Origin of the sequence: Paenibacillus sp. BIHB 4019 (assembly GCF_002741035.1) — a bacterium.
Classification (GTDB): domain Bacteria; phylum Bacillota; class Bacilli; order Paenibacillales; family Paenibacillaceae; genus Pristimantibacillus.
Genome location: NZ_CP016808.1, coordinates 3,472,609 through 3,492,962, shown reverse-complemented (window position 1 = coordinate 3,492,962; position 20,354 = coordinate 3,472,609). Strand labels below are relative to the sequence as shown.

The following is a 20,354-nucleotide window of genomic DNA, read 5'->3' as shown; positions in this document are numbered from 1 at the left end:
GAGCCTGCCCTAGTACGGGAAGCTCCTGTTAGTCTTTCCTTATTTTACTCATGACTGGCTTAACCTACTCTAAGGCATACAAGCTCTAGAACATGCCTTAAGATACATGCTTATGGTAAAGCTCGATGAAACACTCAGCCGTAACCGGCGGACTATAAATATAGCCTTGCACCAGATCGCATTTATGCTGGCGAATAATTTGCAGCTCCTCGTCGGTTTCGACGCCTTCCGTCACAACCTTCATATTCAGGTTATGGGCAATAACAACGAGCGATTTAAAAATCATTTGCTTCTTGAAATCCGAGACTATGTCATGGATAAATGATTTATCCAGCTTCAGATAATGCAGCGGAATGTTTTGCAAGTAGCTAAGGGATGAATAGCCGGTTCCAAAATCATCCAGAGATAGCCGAATGCCAAGCTGCTGCAGCTCGCGCAATATTTTCAGCGTGTGATCGGGGTTGTCCATAAAAATCGTCTCCGTCAGCTCAAGCTCAATTTGCTCGGGTCTGACAGAAGCTTCTGTAATAATGGACTGGATCGTCTCCACGATATGCTTTTGCTGAAATTGCAGCATCGACATATTGACGCTGACCGTAAGCGCCGTGACGCCTTGCTGCTCCCACAGCTTGATTTGTTTGCATGCCGTTCGAAGCACCCATTCCCCCAGCGGGATAATGAAGCCCGTCTTCTCGGCAAGCGGGATGAAATCAAGTGGCGAGATCATGCCAAACTCAGGATGGCGCCAGCGGATCAAAGCTTCGGCTCCGTATATTTGTCCGGATTTCAAATCTACCTTTGGCTGGTAATACAACACGAACTGCTCGCCCTCAAGCGCAGGGAACAGCCCATTTTCAAGCTCCTGCTCCCGCTTCGAAACATCCTTCATCGACGGGGAATACAGCCTGCTTGTATTGCGCTGCTTCTTGGCGACAAAAAGCGCGGTGTCCGCCTCCTTGACCATACGGTCGCCGGTTTCCTCCGTCAGCTCATGCTGCAAACTAATGCCAATACTAGCGGTAATGTAAAATAGCCGGTCATTCAATTGTATAGGTTCGGCAATCGTAAGCAAAATATCATCAGCTACCAGCAGCAGCGGATTCATATGATTGACGTCATTCAGCAGCACAACAAATTCGTCTCCGCCAAAACGGAACACCCGCCCATTAGAACCAACGGTTTGTTTGAGACGGTCCGCAAACTGCTTGAGCAGTTGGTCGCCCATCGCATAATCGAGCGTATCGTTAATGACTTTAAAGCGATCCAAATCGATATACAGCAGTGCTGCCTGCTTGTTGCTGTAAGGCACAGTATGTATTTGCTCAATATGACGCGTATAGCCGTAGCGGTTAGGCAAGCCTGTCAACAAATCATGAGTCGCTTGAAATTCGATTAATTCCTCGCTCGCCTTGCGGTGATCAATCATGCGATTGAACTGCTGCGCCATAAATTCAAACTCGTCCTTCGTATCAATGTCCAGCTTCTGGTCGGTATCTCCCTCCACCAGCGCCGAGGACACGTGGACCACTTTGCGGATGTTTTGGAGCACAATTTTGCGAATGAGCAAAATCATCAGCATCGTTGTGAAAATAAAAGCAACCAGGGAAATGATGATGGTATTGCTTAAGCCTTTATAGTAGTCCTTGAGCATATTGCCCTTCGGAATGATCGTTTCAAAATACCAGGTTTGATCCTTTATATGTATCGGGTTAAGCAGCCTCATTACCGTTCCGCCTAACATGGGGTCGGAAGTATACATAATGGTTAGAGCCTGCTCCTTCAGCTCCTCTAACGATTCGCCCTTCGGCAAAGGCAAATAAGGCTTGGATACCAGCGCGCGATCAAGTCCATTAGCAAGGTAGCTGTCACCAGCCGTTATCATCGTCGCGTAGCCGCCCATAGGTCGGATTTTCTCCACTTCCTGCTGCACCATGTCGAGGGAAATATCCGCTCCAACGACACCTAGAAACTTGCCCTGCTCATCCAAAATCGGATAAACAAATGACGAAATCAAAATCCGCTCGCCATTTATATCATAATAATAAGGCTCCATTAGAGCGAATTTCTTCGTCCGCTTGGGTATTTGGTAATAGTCCCCTTCGCCAATATTCTCATAGTTTTTATTAGGATAAGCTACTATCTTGTCGCCTTGACGCACAATATAGGGGACAAAACGTCCCGTGTCATCATCGTAGCTGCTTTTGTTGCGAAAGTTCCCATCCTGATTATCGAATGCATTAGGCTCCCAAACCGTAAAAACACCGAGGATATAAGGCTGTTCCCGCACAAAATTTTCAATGAGTCTAACTGCCTCCGAGCGGTCAGTCATGTTATATTCCTTCATTTGCTGCAACGATTGCTGCAGTCCTTCAAGTCTAATCAAGGCATCGTTCGTTTCAATGGACATCTTGGTTGTGTAGGCATTGGACTGATTTTGCGCAACCAGTTCCCCTTGACGCAAGCTGACGTCGTAAAGCTTCATTAATTGAATGGAAGCAAGCAAAGTGAAAGACAGGATCATGAGGGCTCCCAAAGTAAAAATTAATTTATGTGCAATACCAACCCTCATTGTTTTCAAGTGCCTATCCTCCTCCAAAATGAAGCTGCTTATTGAATCGACGAATTTTGCCAAATTATGATATAGTTCTAGTATACTTGACGCATTAATCCAAACACAACGCCAAATTAATTTAATATTTTAAATTACCACGACAAATTGCGACAATTATTGTCGAATCTCGATTTAACTGCTCTATCTACTGAGAAAAAGCTGTTTTTCAGCCATTTGCGCCTGGCTGCTGACGTTCAAAAAACTGTATTTCCTCACCCTCGTTGCCTGTTATAGCTGAAAGCTCCCCTACATGTGATGGGAGCTTTCGCGCTTTCCGGCTCTGCTTTTGTAGGCATATTGGACCTGTACCCGATAATAGACCGGCCATATTTTTACACATAATCAAGGACTTTGGCGGCGCAGCTACCGTTTCAAGAAAAATACGGCCAATTTAACGCCTGCTGTCATCTGCCGTGTCCTTGGAGCGTTGAAACTTGCGAATATCCTCGCGCAGCTGCTCGGCGGTTTTTCCTTCTGTCTCAAGACCATACTCTTTCGCTGCATTGCGCAGCATTTCCAAACGCTTGGCCCGATGCTCCGCTTTAAAGGCCTCCCACTTCGCCGGGTCTTTTTCCTTCGCTGCCTTCAGCTCGCTCTTTAATTGCTCGGCTGTCTTGCCCTCTACCGCGATGCCGAAGTATTCAGCCATATAACGAAGCTTGGCGAGACGATACTGCTCGTGGCCCAGCGCGTGCTCGCGATGATGCTTTTTATGCTCCTCGTGAAAATGGCCCTTGGCAGCTGGCAGCTTGCCAGGCTGTTCCTCCGCCTGCGGCTGCTGGGCAGGCTCGGCGGCATAGGCCGCGGGTACCGCTATGGCCGCTGCGAGCAGGCATGCCGCTGCTGACCTCACTATTTTTGACTTATTCATCCTTGGACACAACCTTTCTGCTGAGCACAGGCGAAGAAAGGAATGGCTAATTTAAAAATCCTTTCTTCGCCATGCCTGAGTTCTTGATGCAAGAGGGCGTATCGCTTCAGCCCCTTTACTTGGTTATTTTGTCCATCAACGAATTAACATAATCATGAGAAAAGCGGAAGAATCATAAAAAAACGCCAGAGCTTCTGCTCTGACGCCTGGCGCTGCAAATACAGCTTTATGTGCATGGAGACAGCCCATTTGCCCCATTCTTACTGCTGGCTCGCTTTATGCTTCAGAAGAAGCGCCGTACTCCAACTGCTGAAGCTGTGCAATCAGCTCTTCCCGGGAAAAATGCTCGCCAATAAACACGGCTACATCATTAACTTTGCCTTGCGGTGTTATTTTCATAAAATCGCTTTCCCCATAGGCATATTGAAACAAGAAGCGGCTCGCCGTATCCGTAAAAGTCACAATGCCCTTCGCCCGATAAACATGCTCAGGCAAATTTCTTAGCAGCGCTTCAAACTGAACGCTGTCTACAGGCCCCTGCAAATAATGGGTCAGCGCCATGACATGGTCATGCGAATGGTGGTGGTGCGCATGCTGCTCTTCATGCTCGGGAGAATGATGGTGATGATCCTCATCATGCTCATGGGAGCAGCCCGGGCCACAGGCATGGACAGCTTCAGCGTTTTCCCGGTTCGCAGTCGGCGGCAAGGCCGCGGAGCTTGCAATCACCGGTTGCTGAGCGTCCAGCCAGGACCACTCGTCGATAATGCAGCGCATCGTCGCAACGATTTGGGCGTGGGCGTTCAGCTCCCGCAGCGCCTGCTGCGCTTCAACCAGCTGCTCCGGCTCCAGCTTGTCCACCTTATTAAGCAGCAAAAAGCTCGCGCAGCGAATTTGGTCCTGCATCAGCTTAAGCGTCCGTCCTTTGCCGGCACGGGTACGCTTTAACAGCTCGGGGCCATCTACAACTGTAATAACCGCTCGCAGATCAATGCGCATATACATGGCCGCTTCGGTAACGCCGTCCAAAATCTCCATTGGATTCGCAGCACCCGTTGATTCAATAACGATGATATCTGGCTGATGCTCATCCATCAGCAGCTTCATCTCCAAGCTCAAATCGCCGCGAATCGTACAGCAAATACAGCCGCCCAGCAGCTCGGCCATCGGCACTTCATCTCCGACTTCTTGTCCATCCAAATTAATATCGCCCAGTTCATTCATAATGACAGCTGCTTTCTTACCTTCAGCCTGCCAATAATCGAGCATGCGTTTCAACAGCGTCGTCTTGCCGCTTCCGAGAAACCCGGTCAGCAAATAGACCGGAACTGGCGGTTTGCTATTTTCCATCTCCAAAACTCCCGTATCCCATTATTGTCCTTCTACATAAGCTTTATTATATCGTAATAGTTACGTTTTCGCACCTTATATACGGCCCAAGCTATGTAAAAGCCCGGAGCGCGGGATGCTCCGGGTCGATTAAGCCTATTTCATGATTTTGCACGCTCAGGAAAGCTGGCAGTCTGAATGAAATAGCTTGCAGCGGATATGCAAAACCTAATAAAGTTATGAGCCATGTCGGCAGACATCAACATTTATTCATTAGATGAAAGCGCGAGTGATGATAACAAGTAGAATGAAAAGGACAAGGATCGCTCCTACGTTAGTAAAGGGGCTGCAGCCGTGGCCGTAGCCTGCACCTGCTAAATTGTAGCTCATTTGTTCAACTCCTTTTTGTTCAGATATACGTTCCTGCAGCCCAGCGCCTAGTTAGGTGCCGAACCGCCAGACCCTATAACTGGACTATATCCAGCAAGCGCGAGTAATAATTACAAGCAGGATGAAAAGCACAAGAATCGATCCTACGCTTGTGAAAGCTCCGCCTACACCGCAAGGGGCACAGCCAATTCCAGCGTTTGCCACATTGTAGCTCATTTGTCCATCTCCTTTGGTTGAAGTACACAGTATCCTATGGACGAAATGGCGAAACGGTATAGGCGCTTGCAAGAAATGTGCGTTTGCCCCGTTAGCTGCGGGCTTGCTGGCTTAAGGAGCCTTTTATGCAAAAACCTTGTCAAATCCGGCCTTGGAGCGGCTTAGCAGTTCATCCGCTGTTCCTTCAGGAGCCTTCTGGGTCAATATTTCCTGTACAACTGGCCCCTTGTAGCCGATGTCGGCGAGCGCAGCAAGAAAGCCTTTCAGGTCAATAACCCCTTCACCAGGGTAGAGGCGGTCATTGTCCAGCAGCTCAGCGACAGGAAGATCGCGGGCATCATTAATATGAACGTGAACGACCTGATCAGCTCTGAGGCTCCGCAAATGCTCCGGCGTAAAACCCGTCGTATGGCAATGATAGGCATCTACCAACAAGCCAACATTTGGGCGATTTATTGCCGAAATAAGCGCTAGCGTCTCCTCAACCGTCCATATAAAAGGGTTCGCCCATGCCGTCCGCAAATGATGCGGCCCCACAAACTCCAGCGCAAAACGAATGCCATACGCATCTAAAATGTCAGCAATTTGGCGCAGGCGGGCTACCGCTAGCACGGTGAATAGGGCCGATTTATTGTCCGTCGAGGGCAAAATGTAAGTACAGCAAGCTGTACATCCCAATTGTGCCGCAGCCGCTGCATGCAGCGGAAGCTGCTTCAAGCCTTCCCGAAACTGCTCATCCGTGCCGCGCCATTCAACATTCAGCCCTATTGAGCCTACAGTCACATGATGGTCAGACAGCAGCTTCACTGCCCCTTGCTCCCCATGCTTTTCTACAAGCGCTTTGGCATCGATATCCACAATCCCGAATCCGTACTCTGCCGCTTTTGCAATCAGCTGTTCATCTGTAATGGAGCCTAATCCCGACCTGCTTAATCCTCTAATCATTCCCCTACACCTCTTCCCAGTTAAATAGCACACCTAAATATTCATCTTTCTTATTGCGTAATCCTTCATAGGCAGCAGGTGCATCAGCAGGACTCATAATGTGGCTAATGAGCGGCTCGACCTGCAGCTTGCCATATTGCATGAGGCGGAATACGACCTCTGAATTGCGCACAAGGGAATGCTTGACGAATGCTTCCGGCGTTAGCGGATAACGCCATTCATGCGCTCCCTTGAACGTCACACAGCCGCGACCATTCAAATGAATGCTGTTCAGCAAGTCGGTTACATTGCTTTGCAGCTCTCCCCTTGGGCTGCCGAGCAAAATCGCTTCCCCATATTGGCCAACAAGCGCTACATTATCCAAAATAACTTGCGGGACGCCCGTCGCTTCAATAAGTGTAGATACGCCTTTGCCGCCCGTCAACTCCATAACCTGCTTATGCGTATCCGCGCCTGCCTCAATGGCATGCTGGATGCCGCAATTTTTCGCGAGATCTCTGCGTTTTGCAGCTAAATCAATGCCAATAACCGAAGCGCCTTGGAGTCCGGCCAGCTGCGCGGCCATATTGCCGATTAGGCCAAGGCCCGTCACCGCTACATAATCGCCCAGTTCAATCGACGATACCCGCGTGCTTGTCATTGCTACCGTGGCCATTCGTGTAAAAGGAGCCCAAGCCAGCGGCAAACTGTCCGGCACTTTAAGAAACACCCCGCTTGTCGTCGTCAGCTCATAGCGGGAATGCTTGCCGTAATGGAACACCATATCGCCAATTTGGAAGCCTTCTGCCGCCTCTGGCCCCAAGGCTACAATTTCGCTAGCTGCCGCATACCCTGGTACAGATGGCATATGGAACCAGCCTTCGCCTCCCGAAAGACAAGCAAGCTCCGTGCCAGGGCTAATGAGCGTATAATGCTTTTTCACCAGCACCTGATTGCCTGTAAGCTCTGGAACCTGGGCTTGCAGCTCCTCCTGCTTCACTTCTACTTTCCATGGCGCTGTAAATTCAATTTGCGTGTTTTTCATAAGACGCACTCTCCCGTTATGTAGTGGTTGGACTATCGCCTATGAGGCTTCGAATAGGGCCTGATGCCTCCGCCTTGAATTGGCTGGGTGTCAAGCCCGCCTCGCGTTTAAATATTCGGCTAAAATGATGAATGCTCGAAAATCCGCTGCCCGCCGATATCGCGGTCAACGTCTCTCTGCCTGCCATAATCCGTTTTTTGGCATGCTCAATGCGCACATACGTCAAATACTTATGAAGCGTGACGCCCGTCTGCTCTTTAAATAAGTTGGATAAATAGCCCGGCGACAGACCGGATTGCCCACTTATGCGATCATTATCCAGTTCAGGATCAGCGTAATGCTGCTGAATATAGTCAATGCATTGCTGGATTGGCGCCCACGCTTTCGCCTGTGTGCCTTCTTGACGCTCATGCCCGTTTTGATTGCGGAGAAAAAACACGAGCAGTTGCAATGCCATTGCCTTAAGCTCCAGTTCGCTAGTAACGCCGCCTTCTATAAATCTTTTTCGCATGACGAGAAACAGCTTCTTCAGTTCCATGCGGTCAGGCCCGCTAATGGCGGAAACCGGATGCAAGCCTTGCAGCAATTGCTCACGCTGTGGAATGACTAGCTGTTCACCCGTTACGATGCCAATGGACTGCCAACGTTCGCGGTTAACATCATGGAATAAATCAAAGTGAAAAATATACTGAATCAGCGGCTCGCTCGACGTAGAGCGAATGAAATGCGTCATCAGCGGCGGCATCACAATGGCATCGCCTTCTCCAAGCTGATAGCGAACGCCATCTAATATAAAATCGGCTTGCCCCTGCTCAATAAATGTAAATACGTGGTCAAAATCCAGCCACTCGCCCGATAGCTCGGCGGATTTGATGATTTTAACAAAACGCACGAATGGAGAAATATCTTTTAACGCTGCTGCCGAAAAACTCATCCGCTAACCCCTCCTCCTGCGAAAATAGCCTATAAGCTTAAGTTTAACATGGAAGAGGCAATCATTGGAGTAAGAGACGCACTCGCGATTATGAGCTTTTTCGCCTATTCATTTGCTTTGCTACCGTTTTATTTTAACGTAATAACGCTTCCATTTCTTTAGGGGAAAGTATGACTATTTAACAAAAACTACGATATATTTTTCACAAGGATGGGGTAGGTAAATAGACTTTGCTGGAGAATACAGTTCAACTGAATATCCGAAGGGGGACAAACTGATAGAAATTTATGAAACGTCAGAGGATGCTGCGGGGTTATATGTACGCGGGCCTATGGAAGATCAATATGCCTCGCATATTTTCCGCCTTCCCTATGTATACGAAGTACACCCGGATGGCGGCTCCTTCCAAATGAATGAGGAAATAAAGAGCTTGTATCCTACTGCATATCGATGCAGCAAAAAATGCTTGACGGAGCTGTTCCATTACCTCGACCGCAATCTGGAAATCGATGAGGAAATCCAGCTCTTTTCCTGCTGGACGGATGGAGTGGAGCGCTTTAGTGAAGCGGCGAAGCTGGAGCCTGAACTGACGCTAGAAATAGCTGAGTTGCTTCAAGCAGAGGAGTTCGAATGGAGGAGGCAGCAGTACATCGTGGTCACAAAATAAGCTTGCGGCAATCGCCGAAATGGAGAGCGTCTGGTGAGTAACGCAAAAGTGCGTCGAAATCGCAATTTCTCTCCATTTCTTTGTTCAGATTCTATTTGCAAGCCGGCAAAATAGATGGCCGCAGGCGGTTTATTGTTCTTTTTGTCCGCTTGCTTTGCGAAGCTCATTTGCAAGTCGATGCGCTTCTTGCATGCCTGCTGTATCGCCTTTTTGCTTGCATGCTGCCCAGGCGGGCTGCAAGTACCGTTTAATAAGATCATTAGCATCTTCGGCTTTCATAGTATACGAGTCCTCCTTCGTTATAATGGCCATCGCAGCAGCAATCTGTGCCGCTGTTGGCCGAATGCCAGCCCGAAGCTGTGCCGTCGTCAGGCCGAACGTCATTTCAAAATGGGGATAATCCTTAAATGAAGTCCAGTCTCCTCCCCACGCAAAACCAAGCCGCTTCGCTTCATCTACTACCTCGGCCCAGTCCGCGACTTTATTGGCATTGCCATCGCGCTTCGTATCCCAGTAAACCTGCTTTCCATCTGCGGATAGCAGTGCAAAATCTATTGCTACGCCAAAATTATGATAGCTGTAGCCGCCTTTTGCGTTAGTGACGATGCTGCCCGCTGACGTTCGGCCTTGTGCGTAAAGCTTGTCTTGCTCAGCAATTGTACGCAAGCCTTGTGTAATGACGATGGGAATATCACGCGCATAGCAGCGTTCAATTAGGCGCTCTGCGGCGGCGCGCACAGGGGCTAGCAGCCCTTCGAGCTTGGGTACGGATTTATTTTTCACCTGCAATAAGGTCAGCATTAGGAATCCTTCCTTTCTGTTGGTTCACTTGACTCAGTTGGTTTTGTTGATTCTGTTGGTTCTGTAGGGTCCGCACCGCGTTTTGTCGCCCGCTCCATCTTCGCTTTCAGTTCGCTTTCGATCAACTTGACGACAGCCTCGGGAATCCATTTGCCCCAGCCGGCGCGGTAAGCATTGGCCGTCAACGACTGCCAGGTGTGATAAATCAGCCCAATCGTAATCGCGTAGAAAAACAGCCCCGGCATCGCCAGCATCATATCGAGCAAATTCGCCAGCACTGGCAGGGCCAGAAGGAACAGCGTCCGCAGCACGCCCTGCATGCCGTATTCCGAGGAATACGTCGTATCTTTTTGCGAAGCGGCAATGCCCGTGATCCAGTCCAGCCCAATGACCACCATTAGCAGCAAAATCGGAATCAGCCTCCCCTCCCCATAAATCAATCCAATCCACGGCGCCAAAAAAGCGCCGATCGCTCCGGCAATTGTCGTGCCCGGCGTAATATCGACGTTGAATATAGGTTTGAACATTTTGGTGTTGCCTCCTTTCGTATTAGTCTCCACGCGGTTGTTGCGCTAGAGACAAAAAATAAGGCTCCGCCGGAGCGGAGCATGGGTTATTACTCTTAAAGCCTTTTAACTGCCAACTCGGTTTCAACAGCTGCCTTCAAACTTTCTGGAACCTGATCAAACGTTCGTCGCCCTGCAATAATTAGGGATACATATACATTTACAATTGCCATTTTCGCTTACCTCCCATCAATTACTTTCTCATAAAGCTCAGCAACGACTTCCATTAGTGCGAGATTGCTAACTTCCAGTTGTTCAATGCGCTTTTGTTCCAGAGTTTTTGAGAGTGGGGCATTTAAAGCCGCTAATTCTTCTGCCGTTTTCTCCCTCGGTTCTACATCTTTTAATTCACCATTTTCGACAATTAGCTTGAAATAAGGATAAAGTCGCTGCAATTTTACAGCTAGTGCTTCTCCCTCGTCCGTTGCTTCATCAATAAAATAATGATCTGAACCTTCATATGATTCAGCCGTCAACCATGAGCCCGTCTCGTAGTTACCATCTTTCCATACGATCATTTTGAAGCCTCCTTATCTGAATGCAATGAAGTTGTATACATATGAACTATTATTAGATTGCTGTCCATTGGAAGAATTAAAGAAAATAGTAAATTTATTTGTCCCATTTTGAACAATAAGATTAGAATTTATATTTACAGGAACACTAGTATTTGATAGCCCGCCAAACCCTGAAGTGCCGCTTAACGTGGCACCATTATTAGCCATGACTAAAACGGAGCTTGGAGTAAAAGGCAATGAGATATCTCGAACTGCTGCTCCATTCCCTGTATAACCTCCAGCAACATAGGGGGAAAAACCACTGTGATACACAAGCTTCCAGCCGCTTAAATCGTGGTAATACAACATTCCATTGGCACCATCGGCGTATATGCAGCCTGGAGACGCTAATTCGGGCGGAACGGATGCTGCTTGAACGCTTAGACCGTTAAGAAATTGCTTAACACCCGTTACGGATTCATTTCCTGTTTTGGAAAGTTTACCCGTTACTTCTTCCCATTTTGTCCACATATCATTCAATTTTCTGCGTGTCCATATTTGATTAGACCCATAGAAATAAGCGACTTGTGATCCATAGTTACTAAGCTCGTAATGTTTTATGACGTCATAATAACAAATACCATTCCCCCTTGGAGCGTTAATTGCGTTATACACTGAATATTTACCTGTCTCAATTAACGCGTCTACATTAAATCCATCAGGCATTATTTTTGTATTACTTACTTTCAAGTCATTTTTAGCAACTTCACGCTCCAAGTCACTTATAACCGCATGCAGATTTTCAGCATATGTTAATGAAGCTTTAAATATCGGAACATTGTTGGTAGACAGTGTAATTGTGTTGTCACCTTGTTCAAGAACAACAGCTCCCTTGGTTTGTATATTTTCAACAGAAGAATTTAGCAACTGGTATAGCAATTGATAGTTTTTGTATACTCCACCTGAAGGAATTGTTGGTACGTTATTTGGCGTTGCATTATCCCATTCAATGATGCGAACCCATGACTTCGTTCCAGAACCATTATAAGGAACTGCTGGACTTCCTCCATGAATGTACATTCTCCAACCATTAAAATAGGCTTTAATTTCATCTATAGTGGGAGTATACGAATTACCCCATCCACTATCTGAGCTAGCAACAGAAATGAATAGAGTATCATACGTCGAATTACCAATTTGCCAATAATCATTACTGGGCCATACAGCAACACCGCCTAAATCATTTATGCAAGGCTTTCCATCGTATTTTGTTAAATATCCTTGAGGGACGGTTTTGATTGCCGGAAGACCGATTAATTGAATGGCAACTATTTTGTATCCCGCAGCATTTGAATGATAGTTCCAAGGAAGCGATCCATCTAAAACTATTTTTTCCAGTTTCTTTATTTTTTTAAGTTGTCCGCTTATATATTGAACTGAATCTTTATGTGAGCCGCTACCATTACTATACAACTCAACAATACTGGTAGATGAGGATTGCCGTTGCCGTTTAACGGACTGGCTATGAGCCCCCTTGATTAAGGAAACATCCGTGTAGGTATGACTTGTTTTTGAATAAGAATAGGTTGCCATATTATTTTCGTCTGTATATCCAGAAATATTTGTTAATAGAACCGCCATCGCTATCGTATTTATTGTTGTTATAAAAGTTCTACTAGTATTAGGCGGGATAACTATACGTGAATTGGCTGTACCGTCTTTATAATCAAACCTCACCCTCATGTAACCACTAGTAGAAGTATTATTGAGCACGTATGAAGTGTTAGGCTCTAATAAAACTCTGTCTAATTGTACAACCACCTCAGCGCCGGCTGGCGATTCAGTAGCATCCAAAATTATGGAGTTAGGACCAAGAAGGGAAATTCCCGCTCCAGCAGTTGCTCCTGCATTAAATCTCCAATCGTTAAAATCAGGCAACAGATTATTTTGAATGCTAGTAATAACAGGGTTTCCAACACCATAAATGCCCTTTCCCAAATACGGATACTTTTCACCAAGTTCTCCACCATTCATAGTGTCTAGCTCATAATATTCAGTGGCAGTAATTTCATAAACCCTTAATGCATCTACATAAGCAACTTGCCCAGCAACTCCCTTTAAAACAACTTCTGCTGATCCAATAATATCTGTTGTTGGAGAGAATTTAGTAGCAACTGTGCTAAACTTTGACGAATCAGCCGTTGTAATTAGTTTTGTAGTTGCGGAACTTGCAGTCTGGATAAAAACTTCCTCACAATTACTATTTTTCACATCGGCCAATAGAATATAGTACCTATTTGCCTTATAAGAAATTGATGCTGAAGCTGCTACAACACCTAGAGTAAATCCATTTAAAATAGTTGCCTTGACACCATAATTGCCTACCGTTTTATTTATAGAATCTAGTACACCAGTAGATTGGTAAAAAATCACCTTGCTAAGCTCCTCAAGATTTCCTAAATCTCCAAGCATATTAATGAGCGTACGTCCTTCTATCTTCGGGAAAACAAGCGCAGGGACATTCCCGCCTTGAATTGTTTGTGCCCCTGTTTTAATAGGTACTGTAATCCTTGAATCACTTTTCATTTCATCAAGTTCCCCATGTAATTCCCCAATCGCCCCAGCTGCATCCTTCGCCTCCGTCGGCACTGTGGGCATATCTCCGATAGCCGCGGCCTGTTCGTTCACTTCCTGACCCAGCTCATTCATATCCGTCTCGGTCACCATATCATTAAATTTCCAATCTGTTTTAGCCATGTGTATGTTACTCCTCCTTCACAAAAATCGTTTGAATCATAAGCGTGTCTGATGCAATCGGTAGGTTTACGATGTTGTCGCTGACGGTTCCGGCTGCATTTTTCAGTTCAATGCGAGTGACGGTATCGACCGTGCCTTGCGGAATCAAATAATTCAGGTTAAGCGTGTTATCGCTAACCGACTTCATAATAAAATCCGTAATCTCATAAGCCCCGTTATTGAGTACAACCTTCGTAATTTTTGAATCAATAAACTCCGCAACCTCCTGCTTAAACGTAGACGTAATCACTTCACAACCACCTCTGCTTCCCTATCTGTAAATGGCGTAACTCCGAGCTTCCAGCTGCCGAGTCTAGTGTTCCGCACGAGCGGAACACCTGCAATCCTTTCTTTCAAAACAACGCCATCCATAATCGCTGTCTGCTGACGATAGACGATATTGGCAGGCTTAATAGCCGAAACCGTACGCTCGACCTCTTTAAAAATATTAGCGTCATCAATCGCAGCTGTTACCGTCAATATGAAGTTTTGCACATCAACAGCAGCGATGCCTCGTCCAGCACCAACAAGAAAATCCAGCCGCTCCTGCAAATATCTCATCGTAAAAGGAGGCTTGGTCGAATAACGATTGACGATTCGTCTCCGGCGAAAATCAATGCTTTCCGCATTCGGATCGGCTTGAATGCCCAGCATGCGCTCCCGGCGTTTAATAGCAGGCAGGCTCGCGGTCATTACAAACCCATCAGCCAACTGCTGTAGCTCCGCCTGTTCCAGCAGAGCTAGTTCCACATCTTCCGTGGCGGCGAGCTTGATGAATTCTTTAATGTCTGCATACATCTCCGGCCAATAGGATGAAACCAGCTTAGTCATTTACAACCACCGCCCCCAATAACGGGATTTCATCCTCAGCCAAAGCTAAATTGGCGGCAGCTCCGTTTAGCTTTGTGCCAAGTACATCCACCACTCCCGAAACGGTCAAAATACGAGCCTCGATTTGAGCAATGCGAACGGTAAGCTCCTGCTGATTCATCCACTCTTGACGCAGCTCTAGCAAATAAGCGGAAATTTTATCCTCAATATCGCTTTGAACTTGTCCTATCGTCCGACCTGCCGCAAGCATAACCGTTGTTTCCACGGCCACCTGCGCCACGTCGACGCCCGTTACCGTTACCTCATGTCCGATTGGCGCCATACCGAGCCCAAGTCCGCTGTTGATCGTTGGATCGACGGCAGTCTGAACAAGCGCAACGAGTTGTTCCGCTGGCTTTGTCCAATTTGCAGCGATAATTGTGCATTTGACGGTGCCGCCGCCATTCCACACCGGAAAAATTTTCGCCCCGCCAACGCCATCAATTGAGCTGATCATTTGCTTGTAATCGGCAATATTGCCGCCAAACGCTGGCTCGTTCACGACGCTGTAATACCTTGCTCGCAAAGCCTCATCCGTTTCCGCTTCTTCGCCAGGCACCAAAATTTGCGCAAGCTCGGCACGCGCGAGCCCGTCAACATAAGCAAGCGGCAGCAGCGCTCCATATTTCTGATTGCCAACGATACCCGCTGTCTCACAGGTCAACGTGAAAAGTCCCGTTCCGTTTTTCCCCGTCACCGTATACCTCAAATCATCAAGGGCAAACCGGCTCTTCAAAGGAACATCTACAAGCTGCCCATTGCTGCCAAAAAACTCCCCTTGCCGCTGGGCAAAAGTCGCAGGCTGCCTTTCCACACCAAACTCGGCTGTCCGGCGTTCCAGCCACTCTCCAGTTGCCGTATCCGCGAACAAAAGCGCCTGATTCACATCAAGCTGCGCATACATCTCTGACAGCTCGGCAGCCGCTGGCGCTAAAGCGTCAAATATAACGCTGCCCTCCCGCTTATCTACATCCTCTGAAACCCGGTCCAGCATGCGCTGTAAAATAAAGCTGTACGTAAATGCCTCATACACGGGCCATCACCTCCTCTTTAAAACTGCCTTCATCGGTTACTACCGTAAAACTTACCGCTGCCTTGTCCCCCTCAACCGTCAGTTCAAAATCCGTCACATCTGCTATTCGATCATCCGCCAGCAGCGCTTCAGTTACGCGGCGCTTGAGTTCAGATCGTACATAGAGATGGGAGGATTCATTCAATAAATCCAGCTCGGAGCCATAATCAAAGCTATAGATAAAATAGCGATAACGCTCCGTTTGCAAAATTTTGAACACAGCCTGCTTAATCGCACTGAGGCCATCCGTCATGCCGGACATGCGCTTATTGGCAAAATCGATATAATACGTGCGGCTAGGCTCAATCGCCGCTTCGGTCTGCAGCTCGTCGATAATTGCACCTTGTGGAATCATGCGCTCACCCGATCCAGCACGACGAACTGTTGTCCGCCCTGAACCCGCAGCAGCAGCACAATATCACCCGGCTCCAAAGCGCGGCGAATCCGCTGCACATCGCTCACGCCTTCGGGAATAATTAAAAAATCCTCCGAAAGCGTGAAACGTTGGTCAACGTTCACTTCCAGAGGATTCGTGCCGGTTACCCGGCCGATTAACACAGCGACGGGGTTGCCCGACGCATGGGCGGCAGCGCCCGCTTTTTTAATTGCATCAAGCAGTGCCATCATATCACCTTCAATTCTAAAGTCATCGTATGCGCGTCCGCTTCAAGCTTGTGGGAGCATTCATCGACCAGGAAATACTGTCCAATATCCAGTTCCTCTATGACAATGGGAACATAGGAGCCTGCACGCACGCGCAAATCGCCAATGGCTTCAATGCTGAGGCTGCGCTGCTCCCGATTTTTCAGCTTCAGCAGCTGGTCCAGCAATTCATTGATTTGCGCGCTGTTCATTTGCTCGTCGGCTACCTGATAAAATTGCAGCAGGCCCCATTTGGCAATATTCGCACTGTCCTGCCCAATGTAGACGTCGCGCTTCCCGGTTTCTTTATTGTTTTGCACCACTTTGATCTTATTGTACGATTCACTGTCGATTGAGTTTTTATAGCCGAAATCCGTCATCAAGCTCCAATCGCCAATGATAGAATCTGTCTTCATGTCCTCAATATTGCGTAGAGACAAAGCACCCGCCTCATCGAATAATACAAAATTGCCCTTATCATTGATTAGCGTATAGTCGAGCGCTTTGCACATAATATCCAGCAGCTTTTTGTTGTCCTCTACCATAGAAGGAATGACATACTCCGTCTCCGCCAGCGTTCCTATTTTCAAGCCCGTATCCTCAGCAATTTGCTTAATCATTTGGGTGGCGGTTTTGTTGCTGAACACATACGTATCGCTCATCAGCAAATAACGCAGCTGGTCATACGCCTTGATTGTGACACTCTCGTCCCTGCCGAAATTGTATTCAAACACATAGCCGTAAAATACGACCTTCCCATCCTTCGACAGCCGAACGACATCGCCATTGTTGACCGCAAACGCCTGATGCTGATAAGGAGCGCCCTTAATAAGCGTAAAATCCAAGCTCGATGCGGAGCCTGTCCGCTTCGTTTTATACGTCAGGGAAGGTACGAGATTTGTCACATTCCACACTTTCCCATTCCGGTTATCGATCAAAATTTCCAGCATCTCATCACCCCGGCAGCTTCAGCACCCTACCGATTTGCAGCTTGCGCAGCTCAGAATCGGCGATGCCATTCAGCTTCTGTATTTCCTTCCAACGCGACTCGTCACCCAGCTGCTTTTTGGCTACCCCAATGAGCGTATCGCCACTTACGAGCGTGTAGGTTTTTGGGGTTTCCTTCGTCTGGCGCCCTTTTGTATCGCGTTCTTCATGAAAAGATTTTTCATGGCCTTTTTTAATTTCGACGGGTCTTGCTTTATAAAACACATACTTTTTTAGCCCCAGGCTGTACTCAATATCGCCCGAGCCCGCCGCTTCCCGCCATTCAAATTTCTCAATACTGACGGCAAGATTCAAATCGAAGGAGGCACCTGTGAAAATAAAGCGGATCGGACGTTTCTTTTTCATCCAGTCTTGGATCAGCGTCAAATATACGTAAGGCTCGAGCAGCGTCTCGCTAGCGATAAACGAATAATTCGCCCCAGGCGCAGGAAAAAAGCTGTCGAAGGAAATCTCCGTCAGCTTTGGACTTTGAATCACATTAATTTCACCAAGACCGGATACATCGTAAGACTTGCCGCTAGTTGCGTCGCTAATTTGCAGCTCAGCTGGATTAACCGGCAGCTGGAAGCCAATTTCCTGATTGTTGTAGCTGAGCCAGATGCCGTACTCATGATGCTTGTTCGTAATCATTAAGCATACACCCCTTCCGCCGACGAAGCGATTTGCTCATTCAAGGAGCGCTCGATTCGGCCAATGATGGTGTCGATATCGGTGCCATTGTTAATATCGCCGGTTTGTACGCTCACGGTCGGCTGGAGCGATACAAAGTTCTGAATATTTTTCATCTCCGCAAGCTCACGCATCGTCTTGAGATCCTCGCTGGCAATGTCGACGGTGTCATTGACCTTGCCTACTTCATCAACTTTGTTTACATTGGCAATGTCAGGTGTCATGCCAGCTCCCATGCCGGCTGCTCCTGCTCCGTTGTTTCCACCCGGAATATCTGTGCCACCTGGCGTTTCAACAGTTTTAGGCTGCGTAAAGCCTCCACCTAGATCAGTGCTAAAATCACCCAACTTATCAGTCATGCTTTTAGTCATATTTGATCCTACATCAAAGCCTGTTTTAAACGAATCTCCTAAATCCATATTTTTCATTCTATTGTTAGAAAAATCCTTAACATCTTTATCAGACGTTGGCTTGAATTTTTCAAGAGAATCATTATCAAACTTTGATATTATTTTCAATTCTGTCCCGGTTAAACTATTGATCTTTTCCAAGACCCAGTTAATACCATCTATAAAACCATTAATGACCGTACCGAAATACCCCATTACTCCCTTGAGAATATTGTAGACCAAATTTTTAAAAGCATAAAACGGATCGATGAAAAGATTAGCTATGAACTCAACGTAAGTAACAATAGCGTTCCAAAAAAGTGCTATAATATTATTAATATTCGCTAACATTGCATAAAAGGTACCTACCACAAATCCAACTATATCTCCGACTGTCCCTCCAAAGGCAATAACCGCGGCTACTAATAATCCTACTACTAAAATAACGGCTAGAATCGGTAAATTCAACATTAACCATCCGGCTATCTGCATATAAAGAGGAAGCAGCATATTATATAACCCTAGGATCATAGTAGGAAGCAAAAAGACTGCCGCTGTTAGTAACATAGCAGCAATTGCCGGCCAGTAAGTTATTATATTTGTTACTACCCATAAAGCCGCATCCCCCAGCATGACAAATAGTTCAGCTGCAAAGCTTAACCCGGCTCCGAGTATGTCAAAAAAACCTTGAAGCTGTCCGCTATTAAAAGCTTCCATAATTCTTCCAATTAATGGGGTAAGGACATCTAATGCCCCCATTCCTGCTCCAGCCAAAGAGGTTTTTAAACTATTTACAATGGTGTCCAATTGACTTTGTGGACTACTGTACACAATATCCAATTCAGCTTTTCCAAGATTTGCATTTTCAAAAACTTGATTAAGGCTGGTCAAAAAACCGTCCATATCACCATTGTTAATGTATTCTTGCGGATCGAAGCCCTGTGCTGCTTCAGAAGAAATACCGTATTGTCTCATTAATAACGTTGTATCGCCATTCATCGCAGATTTTATGGCCTCACTTGACCTAGCAGTACCACCTCCATTTGTATCGAATGCAGCAAGCTGCATAGCCATAGAAGTCATCTTCGTAAATTGCTCCATGTTCTCTGCCATTGGAAGCAAATTCATCGTATTTTTAATCGCTTCACTAGGGTCAATCCCTGCTGAAATCGACTGTTCCCTTACCGCCTCGAAAATGGCTGTGCCTTTTTCCGTACTCCCAGTACGTGCAATTAACATGTCCTTTTGAGTGCGTTCGTTTAAGGCTCCTTTAAGGGATATTGCTGCTAGCTCAGAGGCTAATTTCAAAAGCTCCGTTTTAATTGATCTAAAAGGTGCAAGAAATGAATCATCAACCGGTATTTTAGTTGCAGCTTTAATCTCATTAAGTGGCGTAACAATCAGATCCTGCAGCGGTATTTTCAAAACTTTACCAAGTTTTCCCAATGGATTAATAAACATTTTATTTATGGGTTCTTGCAATGTATTTCTAGCATTTTCCAATGGCTTAATGAACATTTTATCCAATGGCCCTTGCAATTTACTACCAATATATTTTAATGGCAAAACAAACTTACTCTCAAACTCCCATGTTAATGCTTGGCCAACGTCTTTCATTTTCGAAATCGCCCCAGCCACTTTGGGTATTTCGAATAGCTTTTCAGCACCCTTTTGTACTATTTGGCCCATATTCTGCAATTTCAAATTTAAAGCATTACCAGCATCTCTTAGTGGTGCTAGTAATAATCCATCCAAAGACAATTTTGGTCCGCTTACTCCCTTTAGCATGCCACCCAGCCCCGACATACCTGAACCGCTGCTCTTGGCAGCAGTCGCATTGAAACTGCTTAGCGTTTTACCAAGTGTTGAAACTACACGGCTCATCTCGTTCATCGTCTTGTTCAGCTTATTAAATTCCGAGGTTGCAGCCATCATTTGCTGGGTCGAGGCAGCGCTGGTTTGCGCCATAAACAACAGGGTGTTTTTCAATTGATCTAGCATCTTAACTGCGCCAGCGGCGGCGCTCGCATCCAAATTTATCGTACCCGCCATCCTTC

Annotated in this window: 22 protein-coding genes; 1 reads left to right on the top strand and 21 read right to left on the bottom strand. The window is 46.7% G+C overall.

Going from position 1 to position 20,354, the window contains the following annotated elements:
* Positions 1-97 precede the first annotated feature (97 nt).
* The 8 genes from BBD42_RS14925 to BBD42_RS14900 all read right to left on the bottom strand — a co-directional run bounded on the left by BBD42_RS14925 (position 98) and on the right by BBD42_RS14900 (position 8,320).
* Positions 98-2,569 carry an EAL domain-containing protein gene (locus tag BBD42_RS14925; RefSeq protein ID WP_237163522.1) on the bottom strand — a complete coding sequence of 824 codons (2,472 nt, stop codon included), beginning with the start codon at positions 2,567-2,569 and terminating at the stop codon, positions 98-100.
* Between the two features lie 433 nt (positions 2,570-3,002).
* Positions 3,003-3,482, bottom strand: coding sequence for a hypothetical protein (locus BBD42_RS14920; RefSeq protein WP_099518784.1), 480 nt, complete (start codon positions 3,480-3,482; stop codon positions 3,003-3,005).
* A 276-nt stretch (positions 3,483-3,758) separates the two neighbouring features.
* The gene (locus BBD42_RS14915) at positions 3,759-4,832 is read right to left on the bottom strand and encodes a CobW family GTP-binding protein (protein WP_099518783.1); all 1,074 of its coding nucleotides are present in this window, start codon (positions 4,830-4,832) and stop codon (positions 3,759-3,761) included.
* Positions 4,833-5,084: 252 nt separating this feature from the next.
* A complete protein-coding gene (locus tag BBD42_RS32245; protein WP_231594100.1) occupies positions 5,085-5,201 on the bottom strand; it encodes a YjcZ family sporulation protein in 117 nt (38 codons plus the stop codon).
* An 84-nt stretch (positions 5,202-5,285) separates the two neighbouring features.
* Entirely contained in the window at positions 5,286-5,417 is a 132-nt protein-coding gene (locus BBD42_RS31985) for a YjcZ family sporulation protein (RefSeq protein WP_216364933.1), read from the bottom strand.
* A 123-nt stretch (positions 5,418-5,540) separates the two neighbouring features.
* Entirely contained in the window at positions 5,541-6,362 is an 822-nt protein-coding gene (locus tag BBD42_RS14910; protein ID WP_099518782.1) for a sugar phosphate isomerase/epimerase family protein, read from the bottom strand.
* 4 nt (positions 6,363-6,366) lie between these two features.
* Positions 6,367-7,386, bottom strand: a complete 1,020-nt coding sequence (locus BBD42_RS14905) for a zinc-dependent alcohol dehydrogenase (RefSeq protein WP_099518781.1) — start codon at positions 7,384-7,386, stop codon at positions 6,367-6,369.
* Between the two features lie 16 nt (positions 7,387-7,402).
* Positions 7,403-8,320, bottom strand: a complete 918-nt coding sequence (locus BBD42_RS14900; protein WP_099518780.1) for a helix-turn-helix domain-containing protein — start codon at positions 8,318-8,320, stop codon at positions 7,403-7,405.
* Positions 8,321-8,651: 331 nt separating this feature from the next.
* Between BBD42_RS14900 and BBD42_RS14895 the strand changes: the two genes are divergently transcribed.
* Positions 8,652-8,987, top strand: a complete 336-nt coding sequence (locus BBD42_RS14895; RefSeq protein WP_099518779.1) for a hypothetical protein — start codon at positions 8,652-8,654, stop codon at positions 8,985-8,987.
* Between the two features lie 129 nt (positions 8,988-9,116).
* Here the strand turns inward: BBD42_RS14895 and BBD42_RS14890 are convergent, their stop codons facing one another.
* The 13 genes from BBD42_RS14890 to BBD42_RS14835 form a co-directional block, all read right to left on the bottom strand.
* Positions 9,117-9,788, bottom strand: coding sequence for a M15 family metallopeptidase (locus tag BBD42_RS14890; protein WP_099518778.1), 672 nt, complete (start codon positions 9,786-9,788; stop codon positions 9,117-9,119).
* Complete coding sequence (locus BBD42_RS14885) at positions 9,788-10,315, bottom strand: phage holin family protein (protein ID WP_099518777.1); 528 nt, start codon at positions 10,313-10,315, stop codon at positions 9,788-9,790. Before BBD42_RS14885 ends, BBD42_RS14890 begins: the two co-directional genes overlap by 1 nt.
* A gap of 95 nt (positions 10,316-10,410) precedes the next feature.
* Positions 10,411-10,527: a CD1375 family protein gene (locus tag BBD42_RS32515; RefSeq protein WP_252120219.1), complete on the bottom strand. Its 117-nt coding sequence runs from the start codon at positions 10,525-10,527 to the stop codon at positions 10,411-10,413.
* Between the two features lie 6 nt (positions 10,528-10,533).
* On the bottom strand, positions 10,534-10,872 hold the full coding sequence (locus BBD42_RS14880; protein ID WP_099518776.1) for a hypothetical protein: 339 nt from the start codon (positions 10,870-10,872) through the stop codon (positions 10,534-10,536).
* 12 nt (positions 10,873-10,884) lie between these two features.
* Complete coding sequence (locus BBD42_RS14875) at positions 10,885-13,608, bottom strand: pyocin knob domain-containing protein (protein ID WP_099518775.1); 2,724 nt, start codon at positions 13,606-13,608, stop codon at positions 10,885-10,887.
* Between the two features lie 7 nt (positions 13,609-13,615).
* Positions 13,616-13,897 (bottom strand): ketopantoate hydroxymethyltransferase, encoded by a 282-nt coding sequence (locus BBD42_RS14870; protein ID WP_099518774.1) that lies wholly within the window; start codon positions 13,895-13,897, stop codon positions 13,616-13,618.
* On the bottom strand, positions 13,894-14,478 hold the full coding sequence (locus tag BBD42_RS14865) for a putative phage tail protein (RefSeq protein WP_099518773.1): 585 nt from the start codon (positions 14,476-14,478) through the stop codon (positions 13,894-13,896). Before BBD42_RS14865 ends, BBD42_RS14870 begins: the two co-directional genes overlap by 4 nt.
* Positions 14,471-15,550 carry a baseplate J/gp47 family protein gene (locus tag BBD42_RS14860; RefSeq protein ID WP_099518772.1) on the bottom strand — a complete coding sequence of 360 codons (1,080 nt, stop codon included), beginning with the start codon at positions 15,548-15,550 and terminating at the stop codon, positions 14,471-14,473. Before BBD42_RS14860 ends, BBD42_RS14865 begins: the two co-directional genes overlap by 8 nt.
* Positions 15,543-15,944 carry a DUF2634 domain-containing protein gene (locus BBD42_RS14855; RefSeq protein WP_099518771.1) on the bottom strand — a complete coding sequence of 134 codons (402 nt, stop codon included), beginning with the start codon at positions 15,942-15,944 and terminating at the stop codon, positions 15,543-15,545. Before BBD42_RS14855 ends, BBD42_RS14860 begins: the two co-directional genes overlap by 8 nt.
* Positions 15,941-16,213 carry a DUF2577 domain-containing protein gene (locus BBD42_RS14850; protein ID WP_197091339.1) on the bottom strand — a complete coding sequence of 91 codons (273 nt, stop codon included), beginning with the start codon at positions 16,211-16,213 and terminating at the stop codon, positions 15,941-15,943. The genes BBD42_RS14855 and BBD42_RS14850 overlap by 4 nt, the downstream gene beginning before the upstream one ends.
* On the bottom strand, positions 16,213-17,181 hold the full coding sequence (locus BBD42_RS14845; protein ID WP_099518770.1) for an XkdQ/YqbQ family protein: 969 nt from the start codon (positions 17,179-17,181) through the stop codon (positions 16,213-16,215). Before BBD42_RS14845 ends, BBD42_RS14850 begins: the two co-directional genes overlap by 1 nt.
* Before the next feature lie 4 nt (positions 17,182-17,185).
* Positions 17,186-17,869 carry a LysM peptidoglycan-binding domain-containing protein gene (locus tag BBD42_RS14840; protein WP_099518769.1) on the bottom strand — a complete coding sequence of 228 codons (684 nt, stop codon included), beginning with the start codon at positions 17,867-17,869 and terminating at the stop codon, positions 17,186-17,188.
* Positions 17,869-20,349 (bottom strand): phage tail family protein, encoded by a 2,481-nt coding sequence (locus BBD42_RS14835; protein ID WP_099518768.1) that lies wholly within the window; start codon positions 20,347-20,349, stop codon positions 17,869-17,871. The genes BBD42_RS14840 and BBD42_RS14835 overlap by 1 nt, the downstream gene beginning before the upstream one ends.
* Between the last annotated feature and the right edge of the window lie 5 nt (positions 20,350-20,354).